Here is a 21,759-nt window from a genome sequence, read left to right as displayed (position 1 = left end):
ACGCTATTCCGGGATGTCGGCGGCGTGCGGCACCATGGACCGCATGACCACGACGCACGACCACCCCGGTGAGCAGGCAGCGGACGACCCGATCAAGCTGCTCGCGATCCGTGACACCCCGCTCTCGGTCGACGAGGTCTTCCGGGCCGTCGGCGACTCCGCCGCGGGCGGCACGACCCTGTTCGTGGGCACCGTGCGCGACCACGACGGCGGGGCCGACGTCGACGCGCTGGGCTACTCCTGCCACCCCAGCGCCGAGGCCGAGCTGCGCCGGGTCGCCGAGAAGGTCGTCGCGAACTACCCGGTCCGCGCCCTGGCGGCCGTCCACCGCGTCGGCGACCTCACGGTCGGCGACCTCGCGGTCGTCGTCGCCGTCTCCTGCCCCCACCGCGGCGAGGCCTTCGAGGCCTGCCGCATGCTGATCGACGACCTCAAGCACGAGGTCCCCATCTGGAAGCACCAGACCTTCTCGGACGGCACCGAAGAGTGGGTGGGAGCCTGCTGATCCCTCGCCCCGAGAGTGGGGGTCCCCCCGGACGGAGTCTGGGGGAGGGCGGGAGCCTGCTGAATCGGTTTTCCCGTCGCGCAAGGCGGCGCGCCGACACCGTGTAGCCGAACGCCCGATTTGCGTAACCGCCCCCCAGGCACGAGCGTTGATGGCACAGATGAATAATCTGCTGATCAACTCACTGGGGATGGGAGGTCGGGATGGCAGCGCTGGCCTGGTTGCTGATTCCGCTTTTCGCAGTCGTCGGCGCGGCGATATGGGGAAGCTGGGTCCAGAGGAGCAAGACCATAGGCGACGTGGCCGAACTCGCCGGCTACGCCCGCTTCCGGGACGCCATGGAGCGCGCCCACCCCACCACACCCGGTTCCGCTCCGTTCCGCCCCGTGCACGAGGCCGCCTCCGCGGAGTCCTGACGGCCCGCCGGAGGCCGCCCGGGGCGCGTCCCGTACGGACCCGCCCCAGGGGTGCGCGCACAGGCGAGTCCCGTACTGTCGTTCCATGCCACGCCGCACCGCGACGATGCTCGCCTCCACCCTGGTCCTGATCTGCCTGCTGATCGCCGGCGTCCTGATCCCGGTGCCGTACTCGGAGATGAGCCCCGGCCCGACGGTCAACACGCTCGGCGAGGCCCGCGGCGAGCCGGTCCTCCAGATCTCCGGCCGCAAGACCTACCCGACCGACGGCCACCTCAACATGACCACGGTCAGGGTCACCAGCGCGGACTACAAGATGAACGCCGTCGAGGCGGTCTACGGCTGGCTGGCCCACGACAACGTGGTGGTGCCGCACGACACCCTCTACCCGGACGGGAAGACGGAGGAGGAGTCGAGCCAGGAGAACGCGGAGGAGTTCAGCCAGTCGCAGGAGAGCGCCAAGGTGGCCGCCCTCGACGAGCTGGGCATCCCCTTCACCACCCGGGTCGTCGTCGCCTCCGTGGTGAAGGACTCCCCGGCGGAGGGCACCCTCCACGCCGGGGACGTGATCAAGGCCGTCGACGGGGCGGAGGTCGTCAAGCCGGCCGACGTCGCCGCGCAGGTGACCAAGCGGAAGCCGGGCCAGAAGGTCGAGTTCACCATCGTCCCGGCCAAGGAGGCGGCCGCCGCCGAGAAGGCGCACAAGGAGGCCACCGTCACCCGGAAGGTGGTCGTCACCACCGTGAAGTCCGAGGAGGGCGACCGGGCGATCGTCGGCATCCAGGCCGGCACCGACCACGTCTTCCCGTTCACCATCGACATCAAGCTGGCCGACGTCGGCGGCCCCAGCGCCGGCCTGATGTTCGCGCTCGGCATCGTCGACAAGCTGACCCCGGAGAGCCTCACCGGCGGCAAGTTCGTGGCGGGCACCGGCACCATCGACGACGACGGCAAGGTCGGCCCGATCGGCGGCATCCAGATGAAGCTGGTCGGCGCGCGGAACGCGGGCGCCGAGTACTTCCTCACCCCGGCCGAGAACTGCGCCACGGCGGCCGGTGACACGCCCGACGGACTCACCCTCGTGAAGGTCGACACCATCGCCGACGCGACGGCGTCGCTGGAGAAGCTCCGCAAGGGCGACACCGCGGACCTGCCGAGCTGCTCGAAGGGCTGACCCCCCCCGGCCGGTACGGGACCCCGCGCGGGATCCCGTACCCGTACCGCTCAGCCCTCGAAGGTCGCCGCCAGCGCGTCGGCGAGCCCCGGCACCAGGTCCGGGCCGGTCAGCACCTCGGTCGGCGAGTCCTTCTCGCGCAGCCGGATCGCCGCCTCCCGGGCGCCGGTCCGCAGCACGGCCACCGTCATCCGGACCTCCTGGCGGTCCGGGTGGCCGGCGACCCACTTGTTCAGCTTGGCGCCGCTCAGGTCCTTGGGGACCTGGGCCTCCGCCGACGGCGGCAGCATCAGCCGCTCCACCGTCAGGGCGCAGCCGGCGACCCCGTCCGGCCAGGCGATGGTGCCGAGGAACTCGTCGAGCGGCTTGCCCCTGGGGATCTCCTCCTGCTCGATCGGGGTGTAGGCGGTGGCGTCCTCGCCGAGCTTCAGCGAGGGGGCCTGGGCCCGCAGCCGAGCGGTGTCGACCAGGGCGAAGAGGCGGGCGGGCCGGTCCCAGCCGAGGCCCGAGGCGTACTCGTCGATCTCGAGCACCGCACGGGTGAGGGGACTGGAGGCCATCGGCGGGCCCGAGGGGGAAACATTGGACATGACCAATATCCTGCCTCCTCTTCCCCCCGAGACGGGAACTAGGTAAAGCGTCGGTAAGTTGCATCTGTGGGCCCTACGATCGCGGGGCCCGCTTTCCGACGCATCAACACCGAGGGGCGCACGTTGGCTTTCCAGATGCCGGACCGTGGCGGCAGCCCGTCCGGGCCAAGGATCAGAGTCGGCCGGCCGTCCCGGCGGGCCCGCACCCTGCTGATGACACTGGGCGTGCTGGCCGTCCTGGCCATGGCGTTCGTGATGTTCGCCGGGTTCTGGACGGACTGGCTCTGGTACCGCTCGGTCCACTACTCGTCCGTGTTCACCACCACCCTGTGGACCAAGATCGGCCTGTTCGCGGTCTTCGGCCTGCTCATGGCCCTGGCCGTCGGCCTCAACATCTGGCTGGCGTACCGCCTGCGGCCGCCGCTGAGCGCGATGTCGCTGGAACAGCAGAGCCTCGACCGGTACCGGATGGGCGTCGCCCCCTTCAAGAAGTGGGTGCTGCTCGCGGTCACCGCCCTGGTGGGCCTGATCGCCGGAGCCTCCGCCTCCGGCCAGTGGCGCACCTGGCTCATGTGGATCAACGGCGTGAAGTTCGGCGAGAAGGACGTCCAGTTCGGCAAGGACGTCTCCTTCTACGCCTTCGACCTCCCCTGGTACCGCTTCCTCCTCGCCTTCGGCTTCGCCGCCGTCGTGCTCTCCCTGATCGCCGCGGCGATCACCCACTACCTGTACGGCGGACTGCGCGTCACCAGCCCCGGTGCCCGCGCCACCGCCGCCGCCACCGGCCACCTCTCGGTGCTGCTCGGCGTCTTCGTGGCGCTGAAGGCCGTGGCGTACTGGCTCGACCGGTACGGCCTGGCGGTGAAGTCCAGCGACTTCAAGGCCACCGGCAACTGGACGGGCCTGCGGTACGTCGACGCCAACGCCTACCTGCCGGCCAAGACGATCCTCTTCTGCATCGCGGTCATCTGCGCCGTGCTCTTCTTCGCCACGCTGTGGCGCCGCACCTGGCAGCTGCCGGTCATCGGCTTCGGCCTGATGGTGCTCTCCGCCGTCCTCATCGGCGGCCTGTACCCGGCGATCGTGCAGAAGTTCCAGGTCCAGCCGAACGAGCAGGCCAAGGAAGCCCCGTACATCCAGAACAACATCGACGCGACCCGCAAGGCGTACGCGATCGACGACACCAAGCTGGAGAACTACTCGGGCAAGTCGACGGTCAAGGCCAAGGACAAGCTGCGCACGGACGCCGACACGGCGGCCGCCTACCGCGTCCTCGACCCGAACATCGTCTCGCCGACCTTCCAGCAGCTGGAGCAGAAGCGGAAGTACTACCAGTTCCCGACGACGCTCGACGTGGACCGCTACCAGGGCCAGGACGTCGTCATCGGTCTGCGCGAGCTGAACATCCGCGGCATCCCGAAGCGGAACTGGATCAACGACCACTTCACCTACACCCACGGCTACGGCGCCATCATGGCCCGCGGCACCCAGACCGACGCCAACGGCTCCCCGGTCTTCACCGAGTCGGGCCTGCCGACCACCGGTGACCTCGGGAAGTACCAGCAGAAGATCTACTACGGCGAGAAGACCGACCAGTACTCGATCGTGGGCGGCCCCCAGAAGGAGCTGGACTACGAGGAGAACGGCGAGAAGACCACCAGCTACGAGGGCAAGAGCGGCGTCAGCCTGGAGAACGCCTTCAACCGCGCGGCCTACGCGGTGGCCTTCAGCGAGCCGCAGATCCTCTACTCCGGGGCCATCGGCGACGGCTCGCGGATCCTCTACAACCGCACGCCCAAGCAGCGCGTCGAGGCCGTCGCCCCCTGGCTGACCATCGACGGCGACGCCTACCCGGCGGTCGTCGACGGGAAGATCCAGTGGATCGTCGACGCCTACACGACCAGCAACGGCTACCCGTACGCCTCGCGGACCACGCTCGGCGACACCACGGCCGACTCGCTGACCGTCGGCAACCAGCAGCGCGCGGTCGTCGCCCAGCAGAACCAGGTCAACTACATCCGCAACTCGGTGAAGGCCACCGTCGACGCCTACGACGGCACGGTCACCCTCTACCAGTGGGACACCGAGGACCCGGTCCTCAAGACCTGGATGAAGGCCTTCCCCGACACGGTGAAGCCCAAGTCCGAGGTCAAGGGCGACCTGCTGGAGCACCTGCGCTACCCGCAGGACATGTTCAAGGTCCAGCGCGAGCTGCTGACCCGCTACCACGTCACCGACCCGGCCCAGTTCTACAGCGGCTCGGACGCCTGGCAGGTGCCGGACGACCCGACCAACAAGGACAACGTGGCCGTGCCGCCGTACTACCTGAGCATGAAGATGCCCGGGGACGCGGAGCAGCGCTTCTCGCTGACCACGACGTTCACCCCGAACGGACGGCCCAACCTGGGCGGCTTCATGGCGGTCGACGCCGACGCCACCAGCAAGGAGTACGGCCGGCTGAGACTGCTCCGGGTCACCGAGGACGTGCCGGGCCCGGCGCAGGTCCAGAGCAAGCTCAACGGTCTGCCCGACGTGGCCACCTTCGTCCGCGACATGAAGGGCGCCGACTCGGACATCCAGTACGGCAACCTGCTCACCGTGCCGCTCGACGGCGGGTTCCTGTACGTCGAGCCGGTCTACGCCCAGGGGCGGAACGCGCTCTACCCGCTCCTGAAGAAGGTCGCGGTGTCGTACGTGGACGCCGACCAGCCGAACGGCGACACCACCAAGGACACCACGGTGTTCGAGAACAACCTCACGGACGCCCTCAACGCGGTCTTCGGGGTGGAGGGCACGACCCCGCCGACCACGCCGCCGGGCACCGAGCAGCCGCCGACCACCCCACAGCCGCCGGCCTCGGCGGACGCGGCGCTGAAGCAGGCCATCGCCGACGCCCAGAAGGCGTACGACGCGGGCGAGGCGGCCCTCGCCAAGGGCGACTGGGCGGCCTACGGCAAGGCCCAGGAGGACCTCCAGGCCGCGCTCCAGAAGGCGGCCGAGGCGGGTGCCAAGATCCAGCCGCAGGGGGCTTCCGGCAGCTGACCTGCGAGGCTTCACCCCGCGTCGTGATAGTGTTACTTCACCGACGCGGGGTGGAGCAGCTCGGTAGCTCGCTGGGCTCATAACCCAGAGGTCGCAGGTTCAAATCCTGTCCCCGCTACTGACACGAGGGCTCGGATCCATAAGGATCCGGGCCCTCGTCGCGTGTCGTGGTGACGGGGGGCACCGAAGAGCGGTACGGAAGGGGCGAGTTGAGGCGTGACGTGTTTGACTTGTCTCTCTGTGGGCATGTCGACAAAACGCCTGAGGTGACCTCAAGGGCTGCGGTATACCGGGTGTGCGCGGGTTGTGGGTGGTGCGACGATGGTATTTATGGGGGACAGGGCAACTCTGTTGGAGACAGGGCGGTTTGTGCAGCGGCATGCCAGGAATGCCGCGGACGAGATCATCGAGGCCGTGCCGGCCGGCGATGCGGCCGTCGACACCACCGCCAGGACCGTCCCGGACGCCGGCCCGGACACCGAGAACGAGTCCGACGCCGAGACCGAGGGCCGGCACCGCAGGGCCGCCGAGCGCGGTGACACCGACGCCATGAGCGCCCTCGGCGCGCTCCTCCTGCGCCGCGGCGACCTCGACGGCGCCGAGCCCTTCCTGCGCGCCGCCACCGCCGAGGGCGACCGGGCCGCCGCCAACAACCTCGGCGTCCTCCTCCACCAGCGCGGCTACCCAGACGAGGCGGCCGGCTGGTGGCGGGTCGCCGCCGTCGCCGGCTCCGCCCCGGCCGCCCACGCCCTCGGCCGCCACCACCGCGAGCGCGGCGACGAGCCCGCCGCCGAGTACTGGCTGCGCCAGGCCGCCGAGCAGGGCCACGCCCTGGGCGCCTACGCCCTCGCCGACCTCCTGGAGCACCGCAGCGACGTCGGCGCCGAGCGCTGGCTGCGCGCCGCCGCCGAGCAGGGCCACCGCGAGGCCGCCTACCGCCTCGCCCTCGCCCTGGAGCGGCGTGCCACCGAGACCCTCCGCGGCCCGCACGCCTACGGCCCCGCCGCCGCCTCGGGCCGCGCGGGGCACGCGTACGACACGGCCGGCCGGCTCCGCGCCGCCGACCCGCTCCGCGCGGGCGAGCAGCCGCTCCCCGCCGCCCCGCGGCCCGAGGCCGCCCCGCCCCGCCCCGGGGACGGCGCCGCCGGTCCGCTCGGCGAGGCCGAGCAGTGGTTCCGGCAGGCGGCCGCCCGGGGGCACCGCCGGGCCGCGCTGCACCTCGGAGCCATCCTGGAACAGCGCGGCGAGCTGAAGGAGGCCGGGCGCTGGTACCTCAGCTCCGCCAAGGAGGGCGAGGCCAAGGCCGCCTGTGCCCTCGGCTTCCTGCTGCGCGACGCCGGGGACGAGGAGTCCGCCGCCGTCTGGTGGCTGCGCGCCGCCCAGGACGGCGACGGCAACGCCGCCAACGCGCTGGGCGCCCTGCACGCCGCCCGCGGCGAGCAGCAGACCGCCGAGCGCTGGTACCGCGCCGCCATGGACGCCGGAGACGTCAACGGCGCCTACAATCTCGGCCTGCTCTGCGCCGCCCAGGACCGCCTCCCGCAGGCCGAGCAGTGGTACCGCCGCGCCGCCTACGCGGGCCACCGCGAGGCCGCCAACGCGCTCGCCGTGCTGCTCCTCCAGGCCGGCGACGCGGGCGGCGCCGAGCCGTGGTTCTCCAAGGCCGCCGAGGCCGGCTCCGTGGACGCGGCCTTCAACCTGGGCATCATCCACGCGGGCCGCGACGAGGACCGCTCCGCGCTCGCCTGGTACGAGCGGGCCGCCGCCGCCGGGCACACCGAGGCCGCCCTCCAGGTCGGCATCGCCGCCCTGCGCGACGGCGACGAGCGGACCGCCGAGCGGCACCTGCGCTGCGCGGCGGGCGGCGGCAGCCCCGAGGCCGCCTTCCGGCTCGCCACGCTCCTCGACGCCCGCCGCCCCGAGCCCGGCCCGGTGGTCCTCGGCGCGCCCGTGGACCAGAAGACCGAGTGCGAGGAGTGGTACGAGCGGGCCGCCCAGCAGGGGCACCGGCGCGCCCAGGTCCGGGTCGGCATGCTCGCCGCCGGGCGGGGCGACCTCGCCGGGGCCGCCCGCTGGTACCGCGAGGCCGCCGAGGCCGGCAGCCGCAACGGCGCCTTCAACCTCGGCCTGCTCCTCGCCCGCGAGGGCAGCGAGCGCGAGGCCGCCCTCTGGTGGACCCGGGCCGCCCACGCCGGGCACGGCCGCGCCGCGCTCCGGCTCGCGCTGCTCGCCGCCCGCCGGGGCGAGCTGTCCGAGGGCCGCAAGTGGTGCGCCCGCGCGGTGGAGCTCGGCCCCGCCGAGGTCGCCGAGCGGGCGGCGCGGCTCAGCGAGGCGCTGCACCAGGAGCTCACGGCCTAGAAGCGATTTGCTCCTGTCCCACGAGTCCCGTAAGGTTGGGTTCACCGACGCGGGGTGGAGCAGCTCGGTAGCTCGCTGGGCTCATAACCCAGAGGTCGCAGGTTCAAATCCTGTCCCCGCTACTCAGTAGCACGAAGGCCCGGATCGTCTCCAGACGATCCGGGCCTTCGGCGTTCCCGGGGGCGGCGCGGCACGATGAAGGGCGCCCCCGCGGGGGCGCCCTCGACCCGGTCGGTTACGCCTTCGCCGCGCAGTTCGGGCAGAGGCCCCGGTAGGTGACCTCGACGTTCGAGATGGTGAAGCCGAAGCGCTCCCCGGCCGGCAGGTCCCGCAGCGGGTCGCCCGCCGGGTGGACGTCCCGGATCGCGCCGCAGCCGGCGCAGACCAGGTGCTGGTGCGGCCGGTGGGCGTTGGGGTCGTAGCGCTTGGCGCGGCCGTCGGTGGCGACCTCGATGACCTCGCCGAGCGTGACCATCTCGCCCAGCGTGTTGTAGACGGTCGCGCGGGAGATCTCGGGCAGGCGCTCGACGGCGCGGGCGTGCACCTCGTCGGCGGTGAGATGCACGTGGTCGCCGTCGAGAACCTCGGCGACGACCCGGCGCTGGGCGGTCATCCGCCAGCCGCGTCCGCGCAGTCGTTCCAACAGGTCGCTCATGAGGGCCAGGGTAACAGCGGGCGGAAACGGGGCGGAACGGGCTTCCAGCCCGTGGACCCGCGCGTGGACCGCCCGCGGGCCGCCCGGACCCGTCCGCCGGCCCGCCCGCCCAGCGGGCCCGGCGGCGCCTCAGTCCGCCACGCTGTGGGCCGGGAGCCAGCAGCGGATGATGTCGCGGACCGAGACCATGCCGACCGGCCCGAGGCCGTCGAGGACGACCAGGTGGCGGAAGCCGCCGCGGGTCATCGCCCCGGCCGCCTCCTCCAGGGTCCAGCCGGGCGCGGCGAAGACCACCTCGTGGGTGGTGTGGGAGCCGGCCGTCTCGCGGTCGGGGTCCTCGTCCCGGCCGAGGGAGTTCAGGATGTCGCGCTCGGTGAGGATCCCGATCCCGGTGTCGCCGTCGAGGACGACGGCCGCGCCCACCCGGCGGGCCGACATCAGCCGGGCGGCCTGCCGGAGGGTGTGGGCGGGTCCGACGGTGAGGACCACCGTGCTCATGGCGTCACGGACGAGCATGGATGGAGCCACCTCCTCGGCGAACCGCCCGCGCGGGACGGTTCACAAATGCACAAGTGGGGGCTCTCAGAGTCGCACCGGGGGAGGGGGCCGACAAGGGGGCGCGCGAGGCGCCCCCGGGGGCGGGCGGGGGCGCGTTCAGGCGCCCGGCGTCTCCTCGTACCCCAGGTGCCCCAGGAGCGCCTCGTGCAGCAGTCCGTTGGAGGCCGCCGCGTTCCCGCTGTGCGGGCCGGGCCGCCCGTCCAGGCCCGTGTACGAACCGCCGGCCTCCTGCACCACGACCGCCACCGCCGCCATGTCCCACAGCGACAGCTCCGGCTCCGCGCACAGGTCCACCGTGCCCTCGGCGACCATCATGTACGGCCAGAAGTCGCCGTACGCCCGGGTCCGCCAGCACGCGCGCGTGAGGTCCAGGAAGGCGTCGAGCCGGCCGCGCTCCTCCCAGCCGCTCAGCGAGGAGTACGCGAACGAGGCGTCCGCCAGCGAGGCCACCTGGGACACGCCGATCCGCGTCCCCGACCCGAGGCCGGCCCCGGTGAAGGCGCCCAGGCCCTTCGCCGCCCACCAGCGGCGGCCGAGCGCGGGCGCCGACACCACGCCCACCACCGGCTGGAAACCGGTCTCGCCCTCCTCCATCAGGGCGATCAGGGTCGCCCACACCGGGACGCCGCGCACGTAGTTCTTGGTCCCGTCGATCGGGTCGATCACCCAGCGGCGCGGGCCGGTGCCCTCGACGCCGTACTCCTCGCCCAGGATCGCGTCCGCGGGCCGCTCCTTCTGGAGCCCCGCCCGGATCAGCTCCTCGGCGGCCCGGTCCGCCTCGCTCACCGGGGTCATGTCCGGCTTCGTCTCGACCTTGAGGTCGAGCGCCTGGAAGCGGGCCATGGTGGCCGCGTCGGCGGCATCCGCGAGGGCATGGGCAAGACGCAGGTCATCGTGGTAATCGGCCATGTCCGGCACTCTAGCGCCGCCCGGAAGCCGCCCGGTGAACCGTCTCACCCGCCCCCGGTGAACGTCCCGTGCGCCCCGGCGGGCGGCGCGCCCCGCGCTCTTGACAGCGCCCGCGCGCCTGCGGACGCTGGGGGGCCACCGCCCGGCCCAGGAGGTGTCCGTGCCGACCGCCCGCGAGGCCCTCCTCGACGCCGCTCTCACCGCCCTGGCCCGCCACCCCTGGTCCGCCGTCCGGATGGCCGACCTCGCCGTCGCCGCCCGGGTCTCCCGGCAGACCCTCTACAACGAGTTCGGCAGCAAGGAGGGGCTGGCCCGCGCCCTGGTCCGCCGCGAGGCCGACGCCTACCTCGACGGCGTCCGCCGGCTGCTCGCCGCCCCCGGACCGTCCGCGCGCACCCTCGCGGCCGTCGCCGAGTGGACCGTCGTCCGGGCCGGCGACCGCCCGATACTGCGCGCGCTGCTCACCGGCGCCTGGACCGAGGGCCTGCCCCGGCCCCGTCCGGCCCGGCCGGGCGCCCCGCCCGCCCCCGTACCGGCGCAGCGCAGGGCCGACGCGGGGCCGCCGGCGCCGGGGGAGCTGCTCGCCACGACCGCGCTCTGCGCGGGGGAGCGGTGGGCGGCCGGCTGCGAGCTGGCCCTGCGGCTCGCCGTCAGCCACGTGGTGGCCCCGGCGCTGCCGCCGGAAGGTCAGTGGGCGGAGCCGGACAGCTGGAGGCCGATGACCCCGGCGATGACGAGGCTGATCGAGACGATCTTGAGCGTGGAGACCACGTCACCGAGGAAGAGCATGCCGTAGATGGCGGTGCCGGCCGCCCCGATCCCCGTCCACACCGCGTACGCCGGCCCCACGTCGAGCTTCCGCAGGGCGAGCGTCAGGAGCCCGAAGCTCCCCAGGGCGAAGCAGGCGAAGGCGATCGTCGGCCAGAGCCGGGTGAACCCGTGGGAGAGCTTCAGGCAGACCGCGAAGCCCGTCTCCAGGATCCCGGCGACCACCACCAGCAGCCACGCCATCGCTCCCGCCTCCCACCCGTTCGGATTCCTCGCACTTGTGCGGATATGTCCTTACCGGTCTGGAGGCGGGCGTAAACACCCCCGCGCGGCCGTCAGTCGCCCTCGCGGCGCTCCCGGGTGGACAGCAGCCGCCGCAGCGAGAACAGCCGTGCCGGATCCGCGTGACCCTCCGCCACCCAGGCGTCCAGGGCGCACTCCGGCTCGTCGTGGCTGCACGCGCGCGGGCAGTTCTCGGTGCCCGGCTCCAGGTCGGGGAAGGCGTGGATGACCCGGCCGGGATCGACGTGGTGCAGGCCGAAGGAGCGCACGCCCGGCGTGTCGATGACCCAGCCCTCGGCCGCCTCCAGCGGCAGCGCGAGCGCCGAGGTGGTGGTGTGCCGGCCGCGGCCGGTCACCGCGTTCACATGGCCGGTGATCCGCCGCTTCTCCTCCGGCACCAGCGCGTTGACCAGCGTCGTCTTGCCGACGCCGGAGTGGCCGACGAAGGCGGTGACCCGCCCGTCCAGGAAGGTGCGCACCCGGTCCGCCGCGCCGCCGTCGTACAGCTCCTCGCGGTTCACCACGACGTACGGGATGTCGAGGTCGCCGTAGAGCTCCAGGAGCTGCTCCGGGGGCGCCAGGTCCGACTTGGTCATCACCAGGAAGGGCTCCAGGCCGCCGTCGTACGCGGCCACCAGGCAGCGGTCGATCAGCCGGGGGCGCGGCTCGGGGTCGGCGAGCGCGGTGACGATGGCGAGCTGGTCGGCGTTGGCGACGACCACCCGCTCGTACGGGTCGTCGTCGTCGGCCGTGCGGCGCAGCAGCGACTCCCGCTCGCCGATCCGCACGATCCGGGCCAGCGTGTCCTTCTCGCCGGAGAGGTCGCCCACCAGGGAGACCCGGTCGCCGACGACGGCCGCCTTGCGGCCCAGCTCGCGGGCCTTCATCGCCAACACGGTCCGGTCCTCGACCAGACAGGTCAGCCGGCCGCGGTCCACCGTGAGGACCATGCCCTCGACGGCGTCCTCGTGCTTGGGCCGGATGGTGGTCCGGGGCCGGGTGCCCTTGCGGTTGGGCCGCTGGCGGATGTCGTCCTCGTCGGTGTGCTTGCCGTAGCGCCGCATGGTTCAGGCTCCGAGCATTTCGGTCCACATCCCCGGGAAGTCCGGCAAGGTCTTGGCCGTCGTCGCCACGTCCTCGATCTCCACGCCCTTCACGGCGAGGCCGATGAGCGCGCCCGCCGTCGCCATCCGGTGGTCGTGGTACGTGTGGAAGACGCCGCCGTGGAGCGGGCGCGGGCGGATGTGGAGGCCGTCCTCGGTCTCGGTGACGTCGCCGCCCAGGCCGTTGATCTCCCGGGTGAGCGCCGCGAGCCGGTCGGTCTCGTGGAGCCGCAGGTGGGCCACCCCGCGCAGGGTGGAGGGGGAGTCGGCGAGCGCGGCGACCGCCGCGATGCCGGGGGTCAGCTCGCCGACCTCGCCGAGGTCCACGTCGATGCCGTGGATCCGGCCGGTGCCGGTGAAGGTGAGGCCGGCGTCGGTGAGTTCGCAGGCGCCGCCCATCTCGGTGAAGATCCGGCGCAGCTCGTCACCGGGCTGGGTGGTGCGGGCCGGCCAGTCCGGGACGGTCACCCGGCCGCCGGTGACCAGCGCGGCCGCCAGGAACGGCTGGGCGTTCGACAGGTCGGGCTCGATGACCAGGTCGCGGCCGCGCAGCGCCGACGGGGCCACCCGCCACACGTCCGGCTCGCCGCCGTGTTCCGGCTCGTCGACCTTCGCGCCCACCGCGCGGAGCATGTCGACCGTCATCCGGATGTGCGGCATCGACGGCAGCCGGCCGCCGACGTGCCGGACCTCGACGCCCTGGTTGAAGCGGGCGCCGGAGAGCAGCAGGGCGCTGACGAACTGGGAGGACGACGAGGCGTCGATCTCGACCACCCCGCCCTCCAGGCCGCCGGCGCCGTGCACGGTCATCGGGAGGGCGCCGCGGCCCTCGTCGTCGATCCGGGCGCCGAGCGCGCGCAGCGCGTCGATCACGCCGTGCAGCGGGCGCTCGTGGGAGCGGGGGTCGCCGTCGAAGCGGACCGGGCCGTCGGCGAGGGCGGCGACCGGCGGCAGGAAGCGCATGACCGTGCCCGCGTTGCCGACGTCGACCGTGGCGTCGCCGCGCAGCGGGGCCGGGAGGATCCGCCACGCCTCGCCGGTGCCGTCGGGACCGATCCCCTCCTCGATCCGCACCCCCAGGGTGCGCAGGCCCTCGGCCATCAGGAGGGTGTCGCGGGAGCGGAGCGGGCGCCGCACCCAGCCGGGCTCGGCGGCCAGCGCGGCGAGCACCAGGGCCCGGTTGGTGACCGACTTCGAGCCGGGCACGGTCACGGTCGCGTCGACGGGGCCGCTCGCGTACGGGGCGGGCCAGAGGTCCGGGCCGGCGGGGGCGGCGGAGTGCGACGGATCGGGGAGCGCGGGGGAAGCTGCGGTCATGCCCTCACTGTACGGGGGTGTCACAGCCCCAGAAGCCAGGTGGCACCGCCGATCAGGCAGCAGAGGGACACCGTGTGGAAGAAGGCCAGCCACACCCCCGCGGGCACGTGGGTGAGCCGCGAGAGCTGGTCGGCGTCCGAGTCCGGGGCCCCGCCGTGCCGGCGCTTCGACTGGAGCTCGAAGACCGGCCGGACCCCGCCCAGGAGCAGGAACCACACCACCGCGTACGCGAAGACGGCCTGCACCTCCGGGGCGGTCAGCCAGGACACCAGGACGAAGAGCGTGCCGGTGAGGAGGACGCTGAGGACCCCGTACGCGTTGCGGACCATCACCAGCACGGCGAGCAGCAGGGCGGTCGCCGCCCACAGCAGCACGGTGACCCGGCCCGCGCCGAGCAGCGCCGCGCCGCCGAGGCCGAGCAGCGGGGCCGCCGTGTAGCCGGCGGCCAGGGTGAGGACGACGCCGAGGCCGGTCGGGCGGCCCCGGGTGACGGTGACTCCGCTGGTGTCCGAGTGCAGCCGGATCGCCTGCAGGCGGCGGCGGGCGGCGAGCGCGACCAGGGCGTGGCCGCCCTCGTGGGCGATGGTGATCGCGCCCCGCGCGAGCAGCCAGAGACGGCGGGGCACGGTGGCGGCGAGCGCGGCGACGCCGGTGGCGATCACCAGCCACTCGGCCGGGGCGGCCTGCGGGGCGAAGAGGTCCATCCTTCGATCCGCTCCTCTCGGGCTCGGGGATCGTGGCAGTGTGGCACGTATGTGCGGACGTTTTGCGGCCGGGCGGCGGCCCGAGGACCTCGTCGAGACCTTCGGGATCGAGAAGTGGGAGCCGACGGAGACCCTGGACCAGGACTGGAACGTGGCCCCCACCAAGGAGGTCCACGTGGTCCTCGAACGCCCTCTGAAAGACGCGGACAGCCGGCGCCCGGTTCGCCAGCTGCGCGCCCTGAGGTGGGGGCTGGTCCCGTCCTGGTCGAAGTCGCCGGAGGGCGCGGCCCGGATGATCAACGCCAGGGCCGAGACCCTGCACGAGAAGCCCTCCTTCAGGAGCGCCTTCCGGTCCCGCCGCTGCATCCTCCCCGCCGACGGCTATTACGAGTGGGTGACCGGCGCGGCCGAGCGCGACCTGGAGGTCGAGGGGAAGCGGAAGCGGGCCCGCAAGCAGCCGTACTTCGTGACCCCGGCCGACGGCTCGGTCATGGCCATGGCCGGCCTGTACGAGTTCTGGCGCGACCCCGCGCTGCCGCCCGAGCACCCGGGCGCCTGGTGGGCCACCTGCTCGGTGATCACCACGGAGGCGGAGACCGCCCCGCTCGGCGTGGCGCCCGCCGAGGGCCCCGGCACGCTCGCGGAGATCCACCCCCGGATGCCGCTGACGCTCACCGAGGACCGCTGGGACGCCTGGCTGGACCCGGCCACCACCGGCCCCGACGAGCTGCGCGCCCTGCTCGCCCCGCCGCCGGAGGGCCTGATGCGGGCCTACCCGGTCGCCACCGCCGTCAGCAACGTCCGCAACAATGGCCCCGAGCTGCTCGCCGAGCTGGCGGGACCCGAGGTCGGCACGCTGTTCTGAACGCCGGCGGGCGCGGCCCCGTCCGCACGCCGACCGGCGCGGCCCCGGACGGCGGGACGGTGACGTGGCGAGGACCGAGCAGGATGGGGGGCGTGACGAAGACCGAGACCGAGACCGTGACCACCGACGCCGGTGAGGCCCGCATCACCTGGCACCCCGCCCCGAAGGCCCGCCGGGTCCTCGCCCTCGGCCACGGCGCCGGCGGCGGCATTGAGGCCCGCGACCTGGCCGCCCTCGCCGCAGCCCTGCCCGCCCGCGGCGTCACCGTCGCCCTGGTCGAGCAGCCCTGGCGGGTCGCGGGCAAGAAGGTCGCCCCCGCGCCGAAGACCCTCGACACCGGCTGGCGCGGCCTGTGGCCCGCCCTCGCGGCGCCCGGGCTCCCGGTCGTCGCCGGCGGCCGCAGTGCCGGCGCCCGGGTCGCCTGCCGGACCGGCGCGGAGCTCGGCGCCGCCGCCGTCCTCGCGCTGAGCTTCCCGCTCCACCCGCCGGGCAGGCCCGAGAGCTCCCGCGCCGCCGAACTCCTCGGCACCGGACTGCCCACGCTCGTCGTCCAGGGCGGCAACGACCCCTTCGGCAAGCCCGCCGAGTTCCCGCCCGCGGGTCCGTACGAGCTCGTCGAGATCGCGTACGGCGACCACGGCTTCGCCGTCCCCAAGCGGGCGCCGGTGGGCCAGGACGAGGCCGTCGGACGGATCGTCGGGAGCGTCGCCGACTGGCTCGACGCCCTGCGCTGAACCCCACCGGGGTCCCGGGAATGCCGGGGCGGGGGGCGCTGTTGTGCAGAGCGTCGGTGTGAGAAGCGAGAGAGGGAGTCCGTCGCATGGGTTCGACCATCTGCCCGGAGCGGGCCAGGTCCGCGGAGCTCGACTGGACCGTGCTGCCCGCCCCCAAGGCCGCCCCCGTTCGGGCGGCGGGCGGAGCCGTTCCTCGTCTATCCTCCGAGACGAGCGGGTCCGGCACCGGCCCCGTCACCGCGCTGGAGGAGGTGGGTCCGGTCACTGGGACCGACACAGGGACCGACGACGGCCCCGAGGAGACGACCGAGGAGCGCAACGCGCGCTTCGAGCGGGACGCCCTCGGCTTCCTCGACCAGATGTACTCGGCCGCGCTGCGGATGACGCGCAACCCGGCGGACGCCGAGGACCTGGTGCAGGAGACCTACGCGAAGGCGTACGGCTCCTTCCACCAGTTCCGCGAGGGCACCAACCTCAAGGCGTGGCTGTACCGCATCCTCACCAACACCTTCATCAACTCGTACCGCAAGAAGCAGCGTGAACCCCAGCGCAGCGCCGCCGAGGAGATCGAGGACTGGCAGCTCGCCCGCGCCGAGTCGCACATGTCGACCGGTCTGCGCTCCGCCGAGTCGCAGGCGCTCGACCACCTCCCCGACTCGGACGTGAAGGCCGCCCTCCAGGCGATCCCCGAGGAGTTCCGCATCGCGGTGTACCTCGCCGACGTCGAGGGCTTTGCCTACAAGGAGATCGCCGACATCATGGGGACCCCCATCGGTACGGTGATGTCCCGCCTGCACCGGGGCCGCCGCCAGCTCCGCGGCATGCTCGAGGACTACGCCCGCGAGCGAGGCCTCGTCCCCGCCGGCGCCGGAGAGTCGTCCAAGGATCTGAAAGGCGCGGACTCATGAGCTGCGGAGACCCGCACGAGACGGACTGCTCGGAAGTCCTGGACCACCTCTACGAGTTCCTCGACCGGGAGATGCCCGACGGTGAGTGCACCAAGTTCGAGGTGCACTTCGAGGAGTGCTCCCCGTGCCTGGAGAAGTACGGCCTGGAGCAGGCGGTGAAGAAGCTCGTCAAGCGCTGCTGCGGCAGCGACGACGTCCCCACCGACCTGCGCGCCAAGGTCATGGGCCGGATCGACCTGATCCGCGCCGGGCACCTGGTGCCCGAACAGGACGTGGCCGCCCCGGAGGCTCCGGAGACCTCGGCCGCCCCGGCGGCCCCGCTCCCCCCGGCCTCGCAGACCCCGGCCACCCAGGAATGACCGCACGGGTGTGCGAGACATAGCCCGCGCACCCGTCAGCTTGTATCACCCGATGGTAGGAATCGACGGCGGCCCGCCGTGAGCGGCCGCCGTCCTCGCTAGCGTGACCGCGTGACGGTCGTGAAGCCCCTCCCGCGAACGGCCCGCGCGTACATCGTCTGCGCCGCCCTCGGAGCCGGAGCGTGCGCCCTGCCCGCGCTCCTCCCCCCGTCGCCCACCCCCTGGGCGACGGCCGCGCTCCTCGCCGCCCTGTACGCGCTCTGCGAGCTGCCCGGACGCTGCCGCCTCCTCGGCCGCGCCCTCGGCGGCTCCGTCCCCATGGGCACCGGCTCCTTCTACCCGGTCCTCCTCGCCGCCGCCCTGCTGCTGCCCCCGGCCGCCGCCGCCCTCACCGCCCTCCCCGGCGGCCTCCTCGCCCGCGTCGCGGAACCCCCCGCCGGATGGCGCCGCACCTGGCGCGCCGCCGCCCCCGCCCTCGCCACCTGGGCCGCCGCCCACACCGCCGCCGCCCTCGACGGCCGCGCCGCCCTCGCCGCCCCGGACTTCCCCGGCGCGCTCCGGCCCGCCCTCGCCGCCGCCCTCGTCTTCTGCCTGGTCCTCACCGCCCTCGACGGCGGCGTCCGCGCCACCGCCGACGGCCTCCCGCTCCGCGCCGCCTGGCGCGGACTCCTCGGCCGCGCCCTCGCCCCCCACCTCGTCCACGGCCTCGCCGGACTCATGATGGGCGTCCTCTGGCACGGCGCCCACGGCCCCGCCGCCGCCCTCCTCGTCCTGCTGCCCATGTACCTCTCCTGCTGGGTCTTCGCCCAGTACCACCACGAGCGCGCCGCCCACCAGGCCACCATCCGCGCCCTCGTCCAGGCCGTCGACATCAAGGACAGCTACACCCGCGGCCACAGCGAACGCGTCGGCCACGCCTCCGTCCTGATCGCCCGTGAGCTCGGCATGGCCGACGACCGGCTCGACGTCGTCCGCTTCGCCGGCATCCTCCACGACGTCGGCAAGCTCGGCGTCCCCACCCGCGTCCTGCGCAAGGACGGCCCGCTCACCCCCGAGGAGCGCCGGATCATCGAACTCCACCCCGAGTACGGCCACGAGATGATCCGCGGCATCGGCTTCCTCGGCGAGGCCCGCGACGCCGTCCTCCACCACCACGAACGCATCGACGGCAGCGGCTACCCCTACGGGCTGCGCGGCGAGGAGATCCCCGAATGCGCCCGGGTCGTCGCCGTCGCCGACGCCTTCGACGCCATGACCTCCACCCGCTCCTACAGCCGCGCCCGGCCCGTCTCCACCGCCCTCGCCGAACTGGAGCGGTGCGCGGGCGGCCAGTTCGACCCCCGGATGGTCGCCGCGCTCGTCCGCGCCCTCGCCCGCCACGGCTGGCAGACCGCCGTCACCGCCGACGAACCCGGTACGCAGGTCCCCGCGCCCCGCGCCCCCGGCCCGCTCGGCGCCAGGACCGGGGAGCCCGCATGAGACCGGGCGCGGTCACCATCGGCGCCGTCCGCGCCGCCGCCCTCCTCCTCGGCGCGGCCGGCCTCGCCGCCACCCTCTGGCACGGCCTCGCCGAACCCGGCAACGCCCTCGCCTTCGGCACCCTCATCGCGCTCGGCGAACTGGCCCGCCGGGGCGCCCAGCCCGGCGAGCGGGAACCCGCCCCGCTCGCCGCCGCCGGAGCCCTCGCCTACGCCCTGCTCGGCCACGACGCCGGAACCGCCACCACCCACGGCGTCCTCCAGATCGTCGCCGTCGTCTGCGCCGGCGGGCTCGCCGGGATCGTCCCCCACATGGCCCGCGGCCGGGGCCCCGACCCCGACCACCTCGCCCGCCGGGTCCTCACCGTCGGCTTCGCCGCCCTCTGCTTCCAGCCGCTCTACAACGCCGGAGCCGTCACCGGCCACCTCGGCACCGGCGCCCCCTACGCCCTCTTCCTGCTGCTCGTCCTCGGCCTCACCGGCCTCTGCGACGCCGTCCTCGCCGCCCTGCTGCTCCGCGCCCGCACCGCGTACCCGTACGGCCCCCTCCTCCGCGACGAACTTCGCGCCCTCCTCGGCATCGGCTCCGCCGTCTGCGCCACCGGCGTCGTCATGGCCCTCGGCGTCGCCACCGCCGGGCTCTGGGCGCTGCCCGTCCTCGCCGTGCCGCTGCTGCTCACCCAGGTGTCGTACCGGCGGTACGCGGCCGTCCGCACCGTCAACCGGCAGACCATCGCCTCCCTCGCCCGGGCGACCGAGATCGCCGGCTGCACCCCGCCCGGCCACGCCCGCCGGGTCGCCGCCCTCTCCACCGCCGTCGGCCGCGAGCTGGGCCTCGGCGGCACCGAGCTGACCGTCCTGGAATACGCGGCGCTCATGCACGACATCGGACAGCTCTCCCTCGTCGACCCCGTCGCCGGCGGCGCCACCGCGCTGCTGCCCGCCGAGGACCAGCGCCGGATCGCCCTCCTCGGCGGCGAGGTGGTCCGGATGACCGGCGTCCCCGCGGCCGTCGCCCACGTCGTCGAGCGGCAGGCCGACCCGTACCGCGAGCAGCCCACGGCGGCCCGGATCGTCCGCGCCGTGAACGCCTACGACGACCTCGCCGGAGAGGGCGCGGGCGCCGCCCTGGAGGCCCTGGAGACGCTCCGGCTCGGCACCGCCCGCGACTACCACCCCGAGGTCGTCGCCTGCCTGGCCAGGGTCCTGGCCCGCGGCACGGCTCCGGGGGTGACCTCGGTCCCCACGGGGTAACCCATGGGTAATGAGCGCGCGTCCGACCGGGCATGGTTGGATGCGAACAAGAGGGTGAAGCGACCGGCAGGCGGGAATCGTGAGGATCTTCGGGAAGGTACGGCATCGGCCCTCCGCCTCGTGGCGGCAGGCCACCGACCGCGCGTTCACGCTGATCGGCGACGGACGGTACGAGGACGCGGGAGCGCTGCTCACCCGGGCGGCCGATCTGGAGCCCTGGCTCTCCGAGTCCTGGTTCAACCTGGCGCTGCTGCACAAGTTCCGGCACGACTGGGAACAGGCCCGCGCCGCCGGACTGCGCGCCGTGGCCCTCCTCGACAAGGAGACCGGCGCCCCCGACTGGTGGAACGTCGGCATCGCCGCCACCGCGCTCCAGGACTGGCCGCTGGCCCGCCGCGCCTGGCAGGCCTACGGCCTGAAGGTCCCCGGGGCCTCCTCCGCCACCGGCGAGCCGGTCGGCATGGAGCTGGGCAGCGCCGCCGTGCGGCTCTCGCCGGAGGGCGAGGCCGAGGTGGTGTGGGGCCGCAGGCTCGACCCGGCCCGCATCGAGGTCCTCTCCATCCCGCTGCCGTCCTCCGGGCGCCGCTGGGGCGAGGTCGTCCTCCACGACGGCGTGCCGAACGGCGAGCGCACCACCACCGCCGGCCCCTCCTACCCGGTCTTCGACGAGATCGAGCTGTGGGCCCCCTCGCCCGTCCCCACCTGGGTGGTCCTCCTGGAGGCCGCCACCGAGGCCGACCGGGACGCCCTGGAGCAGCTGGCCGCCGAGGCGGGCTTCGCCGCCGAGGACTGGTCCTCGTCGGTACGGCTCCTCTGCCGGGCCTGCTCGGAGTCGACCATGCCCAGCGCCGAGGGCGAGGGCGACCACGTCGACCCGCACGACCACAGCGAGCCCGGCCACCCCGGCCCGCTCGGCCACCGCTCGCCCGGCGAGCTGTGGGTGCCCGAGCGCGAGTGCGGGATCGCCGCCCCGGCCGACCTGGTGCGCGGGCTCCTCGACGGCTGGGTCGCGGACAGCCCGGACAGCCGCGAATGGCGTGATCTCGAAGAGGTCTGCTGAGCCTTCCGTCCCGGCCCCGTAGGCTGTCCCCGACGGAATCGGGTTTTCAGGAAGGCGCGGCGGCACATGGCGCAGCAGGAGTCGGGCGAGCAGATCTTCACGGGCTACGCCCTGGACGACGACGGCTACATCGTGGACACGGAGGAGTGCGAGGCGCGTGAGCTCGCGCACCGCGAGCGGGGCACCTCCCGGCCCATCACGGTCGTCGGCAACCCGGTGCTGCACCACGAGTGCGAGGACGTCACCGAGTTCGGCCCCGAACTGGCCGCCCTGGTCGACGACATGTTCGCCAGCCAGAAGACGGCCGAGGGCGTCGGCCTCGCCGCCAACCAGATCGGCGTCGGCCTCAAGGTCTTCGTCTACGACTGCCCCGACGACGAGGGCGTCCGCCACACCGGCCACGTGGTCAACCCGGTGCTCCAGGAGCTGCCGGCCGACCGCCGCCACCTCGACGACTCCAACGAGGGCTGCCTCTCGGTCCCCACCGCCTACGCGGAGCTGGCCCGCCCGGACTTCGCCGAGGTCCACGGCCAGGACCTCCTCGGCAACCCCATCAAGGTCCGCGGCACCGGCTACTTCGCCCGCTGCCTCCAGCACGAGACGGACCACCTCTACGGCTTCCTCTACATCGACAAGCTCTCCAAGCGCGACCGCAAGGACGCCCTGCGCCAGATGGAAGAGGGCACCCCGCGCTACCCGGTCGTCGCCAACGGCTGACGC

The 21,759-nt window shown here is 73.8% G+C and carries 22 protein-coding genes and 2 tRNA genes; 16 read left to right on the top strand and 8 right to left on the bottom strand.

Annotated features, from left to right (window positions below; all coding sequences use genetic code 11):
• Positions 1-43: 43 nt before the first annotated feature.
• The 3 genes from ACF1ED_RS05375 (at position 44) to ACF1ED_RS05365 (ending at position 2,095) form a co-directional block, all read left to right on the top strand.
• On the top strand, positions 44-505 hold the full coding sequence (locus ACF1ED_RS05375; RefSeq protein ID WP_391757056.1) for a molybdenum cofactor biosynthesis protein MoaE: 462 nt from the start codon (positions 44-46) through the stop codon (positions 503-505).
• A gap of 203 nt (positions 506-708) precedes the next feature.
• Entirely contained in the window at positions 709-921 is a 213-nt protein-coding gene (locus ACF1ED_RS05370; protein ID WP_391757055.1) for a hypothetical protein, read from the top strand.
• An 85-nt stretch (positions 922-1,006) separates the two neighbouring features.
• Positions 1,007-2,095: a PDZ domain-containing protein gene (locus ACF1ED_RS05365; protein ID WP_391757054.1), complete on the top strand. Its 1,089-nt coding sequence runs from the start codon at positions 1,007-1,009 to the stop codon at positions 2,093-2,095.
• 50 nt (positions 2,096-2,145) lie between these two features.
• Here ACF1ED_RS05365 and ACF1ED_RS05360 read toward each other — a convergent pair whose 3' ends face one another.
• Positions 2,146-2,685: a PPA1309 family protein gene (locus ACF1ED_RS05360; protein WP_391757053.1), complete on the bottom strand. Its 540-nt coding sequence runs from the start codon at positions 2,683-2,685 to the stop codon at positions 2,146-2,148.
• A gap of 135 nt (positions 2,686-2,820) precedes the next feature.
• Between ACF1ED_RS05360 and ACF1ED_RS05355 the strand changes: the two genes are divergently transcribed.
• The 4 genes from ACF1ED_RS05355 (at position 2,821) to ACF1ED_RS05340 (ending at position 8,207) form a co-directional block, all read left to right on the top strand.
• Entirely contained in the window at positions 2,821-5,727 is a 2,907-nt protein-coding gene (locus ACF1ED_RS05355; RefSeq protein ID WP_391757052.1) for a UPF0182 family protein, read from the top strand.
• 44 nt (positions 5,728-5,771) lie between these two features.
• Positions 5,772-5,845: transfer RNA gene (locus ACF1ED_RS05350), tRNA-Met, on the top strand.
• A 203-nt stretch (positions 5,846-6,048) separates the two neighbouring features.
• Positions 6,049-8,085: a tetratricopeptide repeat protein gene (locus tag ACF1ED_RS05345; RefSeq protein ID WP_391757051.1), complete on the top strand. Its 2,037-nt coding sequence runs from the start codon at positions 6,049-6,051 to the stop codon at positions 8,083-8,085.
• A gap of 48 nt (positions 8,086-8,133) precedes the next feature.
• Positions 8,134-8,207: transfer RNA gene (locus ACF1ED_RS05340), tRNA-Met, on the top strand.
• Between the two features lie 113 nt (positions 8,208-8,320).
• On the opposite strand, the gene ACF1ED_RS05335 is transcribed toward ACF1ED_RS05340, so the two are convergent.
• The 3 genes from ACF1ED_RS05335 to hisN all read right to left on the bottom strand — a co-directional run bounded on the left by ACF1ED_RS05335 (position 8,321) and on the right by hisN (position 10,207).
• Entirely contained in the window at positions 8,321-8,740 is a 420-nt protein-coding gene (locus tag ACF1ED_RS05335) for a Fur family transcriptional regulator (protein ID WP_391757050.1), read from the bottom strand.
• 129 nt (positions 8,741-8,869) lie between these two features.
• Complete coding sequence (locus tag ACF1ED_RS05330) at positions 8,870-9,256, bottom strand: cyclic nucleotide-binding/CBS domain-containing protein (RefSeq protein WP_043225018.1); 387 nt, start codon at positions 9,254-9,256, stop codon at positions 8,870-8,872.
• A gap of 138 nt (positions 9,257-9,394) precedes the next feature.
• Positions 9,395-10,207, bottom strand: coding sequence for a histidinol-phosphatase (gene hisN, locus ACF1ED_RS05325; RefSeq protein ID WP_391757049.1), 813 nt, complete (start codon positions 10,205-10,207; stop codon positions 9,395-9,397).
• 160 nt (positions 10,208-10,367) lie between these two features.
• Here hisN and ACF1ED_RS05320 point away from each other — a divergent pair, with 160 nt between their 5' ends.
• A complete protein-coding gene (locus ACF1ED_RS05320) occupies positions 10,368-11,003 on the top strand; it encodes a TetR/AcrR family transcriptional regulator (RefSeq protein ID WP_391757048.1) in 636 nt (211 codons plus the stop codon).
• On the opposite strand, the gene ACF1ED_RS05315 is transcribed toward ACF1ED_RS05320, so the two are convergent.
• The 4 genes from ACF1ED_RS05315 to ACF1ED_RS05300 form a co-directional block, all read right to left on the bottom strand.
• A complete protein-coding gene (locus ACF1ED_RS05315; RefSeq protein WP_351111513.1) occupies positions 10,895-11,218 on the bottom strand; it encodes a multidrug efflux SMR transporter in 324 nt (107 codons plus the stop codon). The genes ACF1ED_RS05320 and ACF1ED_RS05315 overlap by 109 nt on opposite strands.
• Before the next feature lie 92 nt (positions 11,219-11,310).
• A complete protein-coding gene (gene rsgA / locus ACF1ED_RS05310; RefSeq protein ID WP_391757047.1) occupies positions 11,311-12,321 on the bottom strand; it encodes a ribosome small subunit-dependent GTPase A in 1,011 nt (336 codons plus the stop codon).
• Between the two features lie 3 nt (positions 12,322-12,324).
• On the bottom strand, positions 12,325-13,677 hold the full coding sequence (gene aroA / locus ACF1ED_RS05305) for a 3-phosphoshikimate 1-carboxyvinyltransferase (protein ID WP_391757046.1): 1,353 nt from the start codon (positions 13,675-13,677) through the stop codon (positions 12,325-12,327).
• Positions 13,678-13,697: 20 nt separating this feature from the next.
• Positions 13,698-14,381: a M50 family metallopeptidase gene (locus tag ACF1ED_RS05300; RefSeq protein WP_391757045.1), complete on the bottom strand. Its 684-nt coding sequence runs from the start codon at positions 14,379-14,381 to the stop codon at positions 13,698-13,700.
• Between the two features lie 49 nt (positions 14,382-14,430).
• On the opposite strand from ACF1ED_RS05300, the gene ACF1ED_RS05295 reads away from it, so the two are divergent.
• From ACF1ED_RS05295 to def, 8 genes are all read left to right on the top strand, one after another.
• Positions 14,431-15,246, top strand: coding sequence for an SOS response-associated peptidase (locus ACF1ED_RS05295; RefSeq protein WP_391757044.1), 816 nt, complete (start codon positions 14,431-14,433; stop codon positions 15,244-15,246).
• A gap of 92 nt (positions 15,247-15,338) precedes the next feature.
• Positions 15,339-15,980 carry an alpha/beta family hydrolase gene (locus ACF1ED_RS05290; protein ID WP_391757043.1) on the top strand — a complete coding sequence of 214 codons (642 nt, stop codon included), beginning with the start codon at positions 15,339-15,341 and terminating at the stop codon, positions 15,978-15,980.
• Positions 15,981-16,231: 251 nt separating this feature from the next.
• Entirely contained in the window at positions 16,232-16,888 is a 657-nt protein-coding gene (locus ACF1ED_RS05285; protein WP_030758313.1) for a sigma-70 family RNA polymerase sigma factor, read from the top strand.
• Positions 16,885-17,247: a mycothiol system anti-sigma-R factor gene (rsrA, locus tag ACF1ED_RS05280; protein WP_391757042.1), complete on the top strand. Its 363-nt coding sequence runs from the start codon at positions 16,885-16,887 to the stop codon at positions 17,245-17,247. The genes ACF1ED_RS05285 and rsrA overlap by 4 nt, the downstream gene beginning before the upstream one ends.
• Before the next feature lie 120 nt (positions 17,248-17,367).
• Positions 17,368-18,726, top strand: coding sequence for an HD-GYP domain-containing protein (locus ACF1ED_RS05275; protein ID WP_391757515.1), 1,359 nt, complete (start codon positions 17,368-17,370; stop codon positions 18,724-18,726).
• The gene (locus tag ACF1ED_RS05270) at positions 18,723-19,979 is read left to right on the top strand and encodes an HD-GYP domain-containing protein (protein WP_391757041.1); all 1,257 of its coding nucleotides are present in this window, start codon (positions 18,723-18,725) and stop codon (positions 19,977-19,979) included. Before ACF1ED_RS05275 ends, ACF1ED_RS05270 begins: the two co-directional genes overlap by 4 nt.
• 79 nt (positions 19,980-20,058) lie before the next feature.
• A complete protein-coding gene (locus ACF1ED_RS05265) occupies positions 20,059-21,039 on the top strand; it encodes a tetratricopeptide repeat protein (RefSeq protein WP_391757040.1) in 981 nt (326 codons plus the stop codon).
• Positions 21,040-21,105: 66 nt separating this feature from the next.
• Entirely contained in the window at positions 21,106-21,756 is a 651-nt protein-coding gene (gene def, locus ACF1ED_RS05260) for a peptide deformylase (protein ID WP_391757039.1), read from the top strand.
• The last annotated feature ends 3 nt before the right edge of the window (positions 21,757-21,759 follow it).

This window comes from Streptomyces sp. NPDC014656, from assembly GCF_043084305.1.
GTDB lineage: Bacteria > Actinomycetota > Actinomycetes > Streptomycetales > Streptomycetaceae > Streptomyces.
The sequence above is the reverse complement of the archived record's forward strand: the minus strand, read 5'-3'. Positions and strand labels throughout refer to the sequence as shown.

Coding starts and splice junctions, on each gene's coding strand:
- ACF1ED_RS05375 (WP_391757056.1), top strand. CDS start 44: ATGACCACGACGCACGACCACCCCGGTGAGCAGGCAGCGGACGACCCG.
- ACF1ED_RS05370 (WP_391757055.1), top strand. CDS start 709: ATGGCAGCGCTGGCCTGGTTGCTGATTCCGCTTTTCGCAGTCGTCGGC.
- ACF1ED_RS05365 (WP_391757054.1), top strand. CDS start 1,007: ATGCCACGCCGCACCGCGACGATGCTCGCCTCCACCCTGGTCCTGATC.
- ACF1ED_RS05360 (WP_391757053.1), bottom strand. CDS start 2,685: ATGTCCAATGTTTCCCCCTCGGGCCCGCCGATGGCCTCCAGTCCCCTC.
- ACF1ED_RS05355 (WP_391757052.1), top strand. CDS start 2,821: ATGCCGGACCGTGGCGGCAGCCCGTCCGGGCCAAGGATCAGAGTCGGC.
- ACF1ED_RS05345 (WP_391757051.1), top strand. CDS start 6,049: ATGGTATTTATGGGGGACAGGGCAACTCTGTTGGAGACAGGGCGGTTT.
- ACF1ED_RS05335 (WP_391757050.1), bottom strand. CDS start 8,740: ATGAGCGACCTGTTGGAACGACTGCGCGGACGCGGCTGGCGGATGACC.
- ACF1ED_RS05330 (WP_043225018.1), bottom strand. CDS start 9,256: ATGCTCGTCCGTGACGCCATGAGCACGGTGGTCCTCACCGTCGGACCC.
- hisN (WP_391757049.1), bottom strand. CDS start 10,207: ATGGCCGATTACCACGATGACCTGCGTCTTGCCCATGCCCTCGCGGAT.
- ACF1ED_RS05315 (WP_351111513.1), bottom strand. CDS start 11,218: ATGGCGTGGCTGCTGGTGGTGGTCGCCGGGATCCTGGAGACGGGCTTC.
- rsgA (WP_391757047.1), bottom strand. CDS start 12,321: ATGCGGCGCTACGGCAAGCACACCGACGAGGACGACATCCGCCAGCGG.
- aroA (WP_391757046.1), bottom strand. CDS start 13,677: ATGACCGCAGCTTCCCCCGCGCTCCCCGATCCGTCGCACTCCGCCGCC.
- ACF1ED_RS05300 (WP_391757045.1), bottom strand. CDS start 14,381: ATGGACCTCTTCGCCCCGCAGGCCGCCCCGGCCGAGTGGCTGGTGATC.
- ACF1ED_RS05295 (WP_391757044.1), top strand. CDS start 14,431: ATGTGCGGACGTTTTGCGGCCGGGCGGCGGCCCGAGGACCTCGTCGAG.
- rsrA (WP_391757042.1), top strand. CDS start 16,885: ATGAGCTGCGGAGACCCGCACGAGACGGACTGCTCGGAAGTCCTGGAC.
- ACF1ED_RS05270 (WP_391757041.1), top strand. CDS start 18,723: ATGAGACCGGGCGCGGTCACCATCGGCGCCGTCCGCGCCGCCGCCCTC.
- def (WP_391757039.1), top strand. CDS start 21,106: ATGGCGCAGCAGGAGTCGGGCGAGCAGATCTTCACGGGCTACGCCCTG.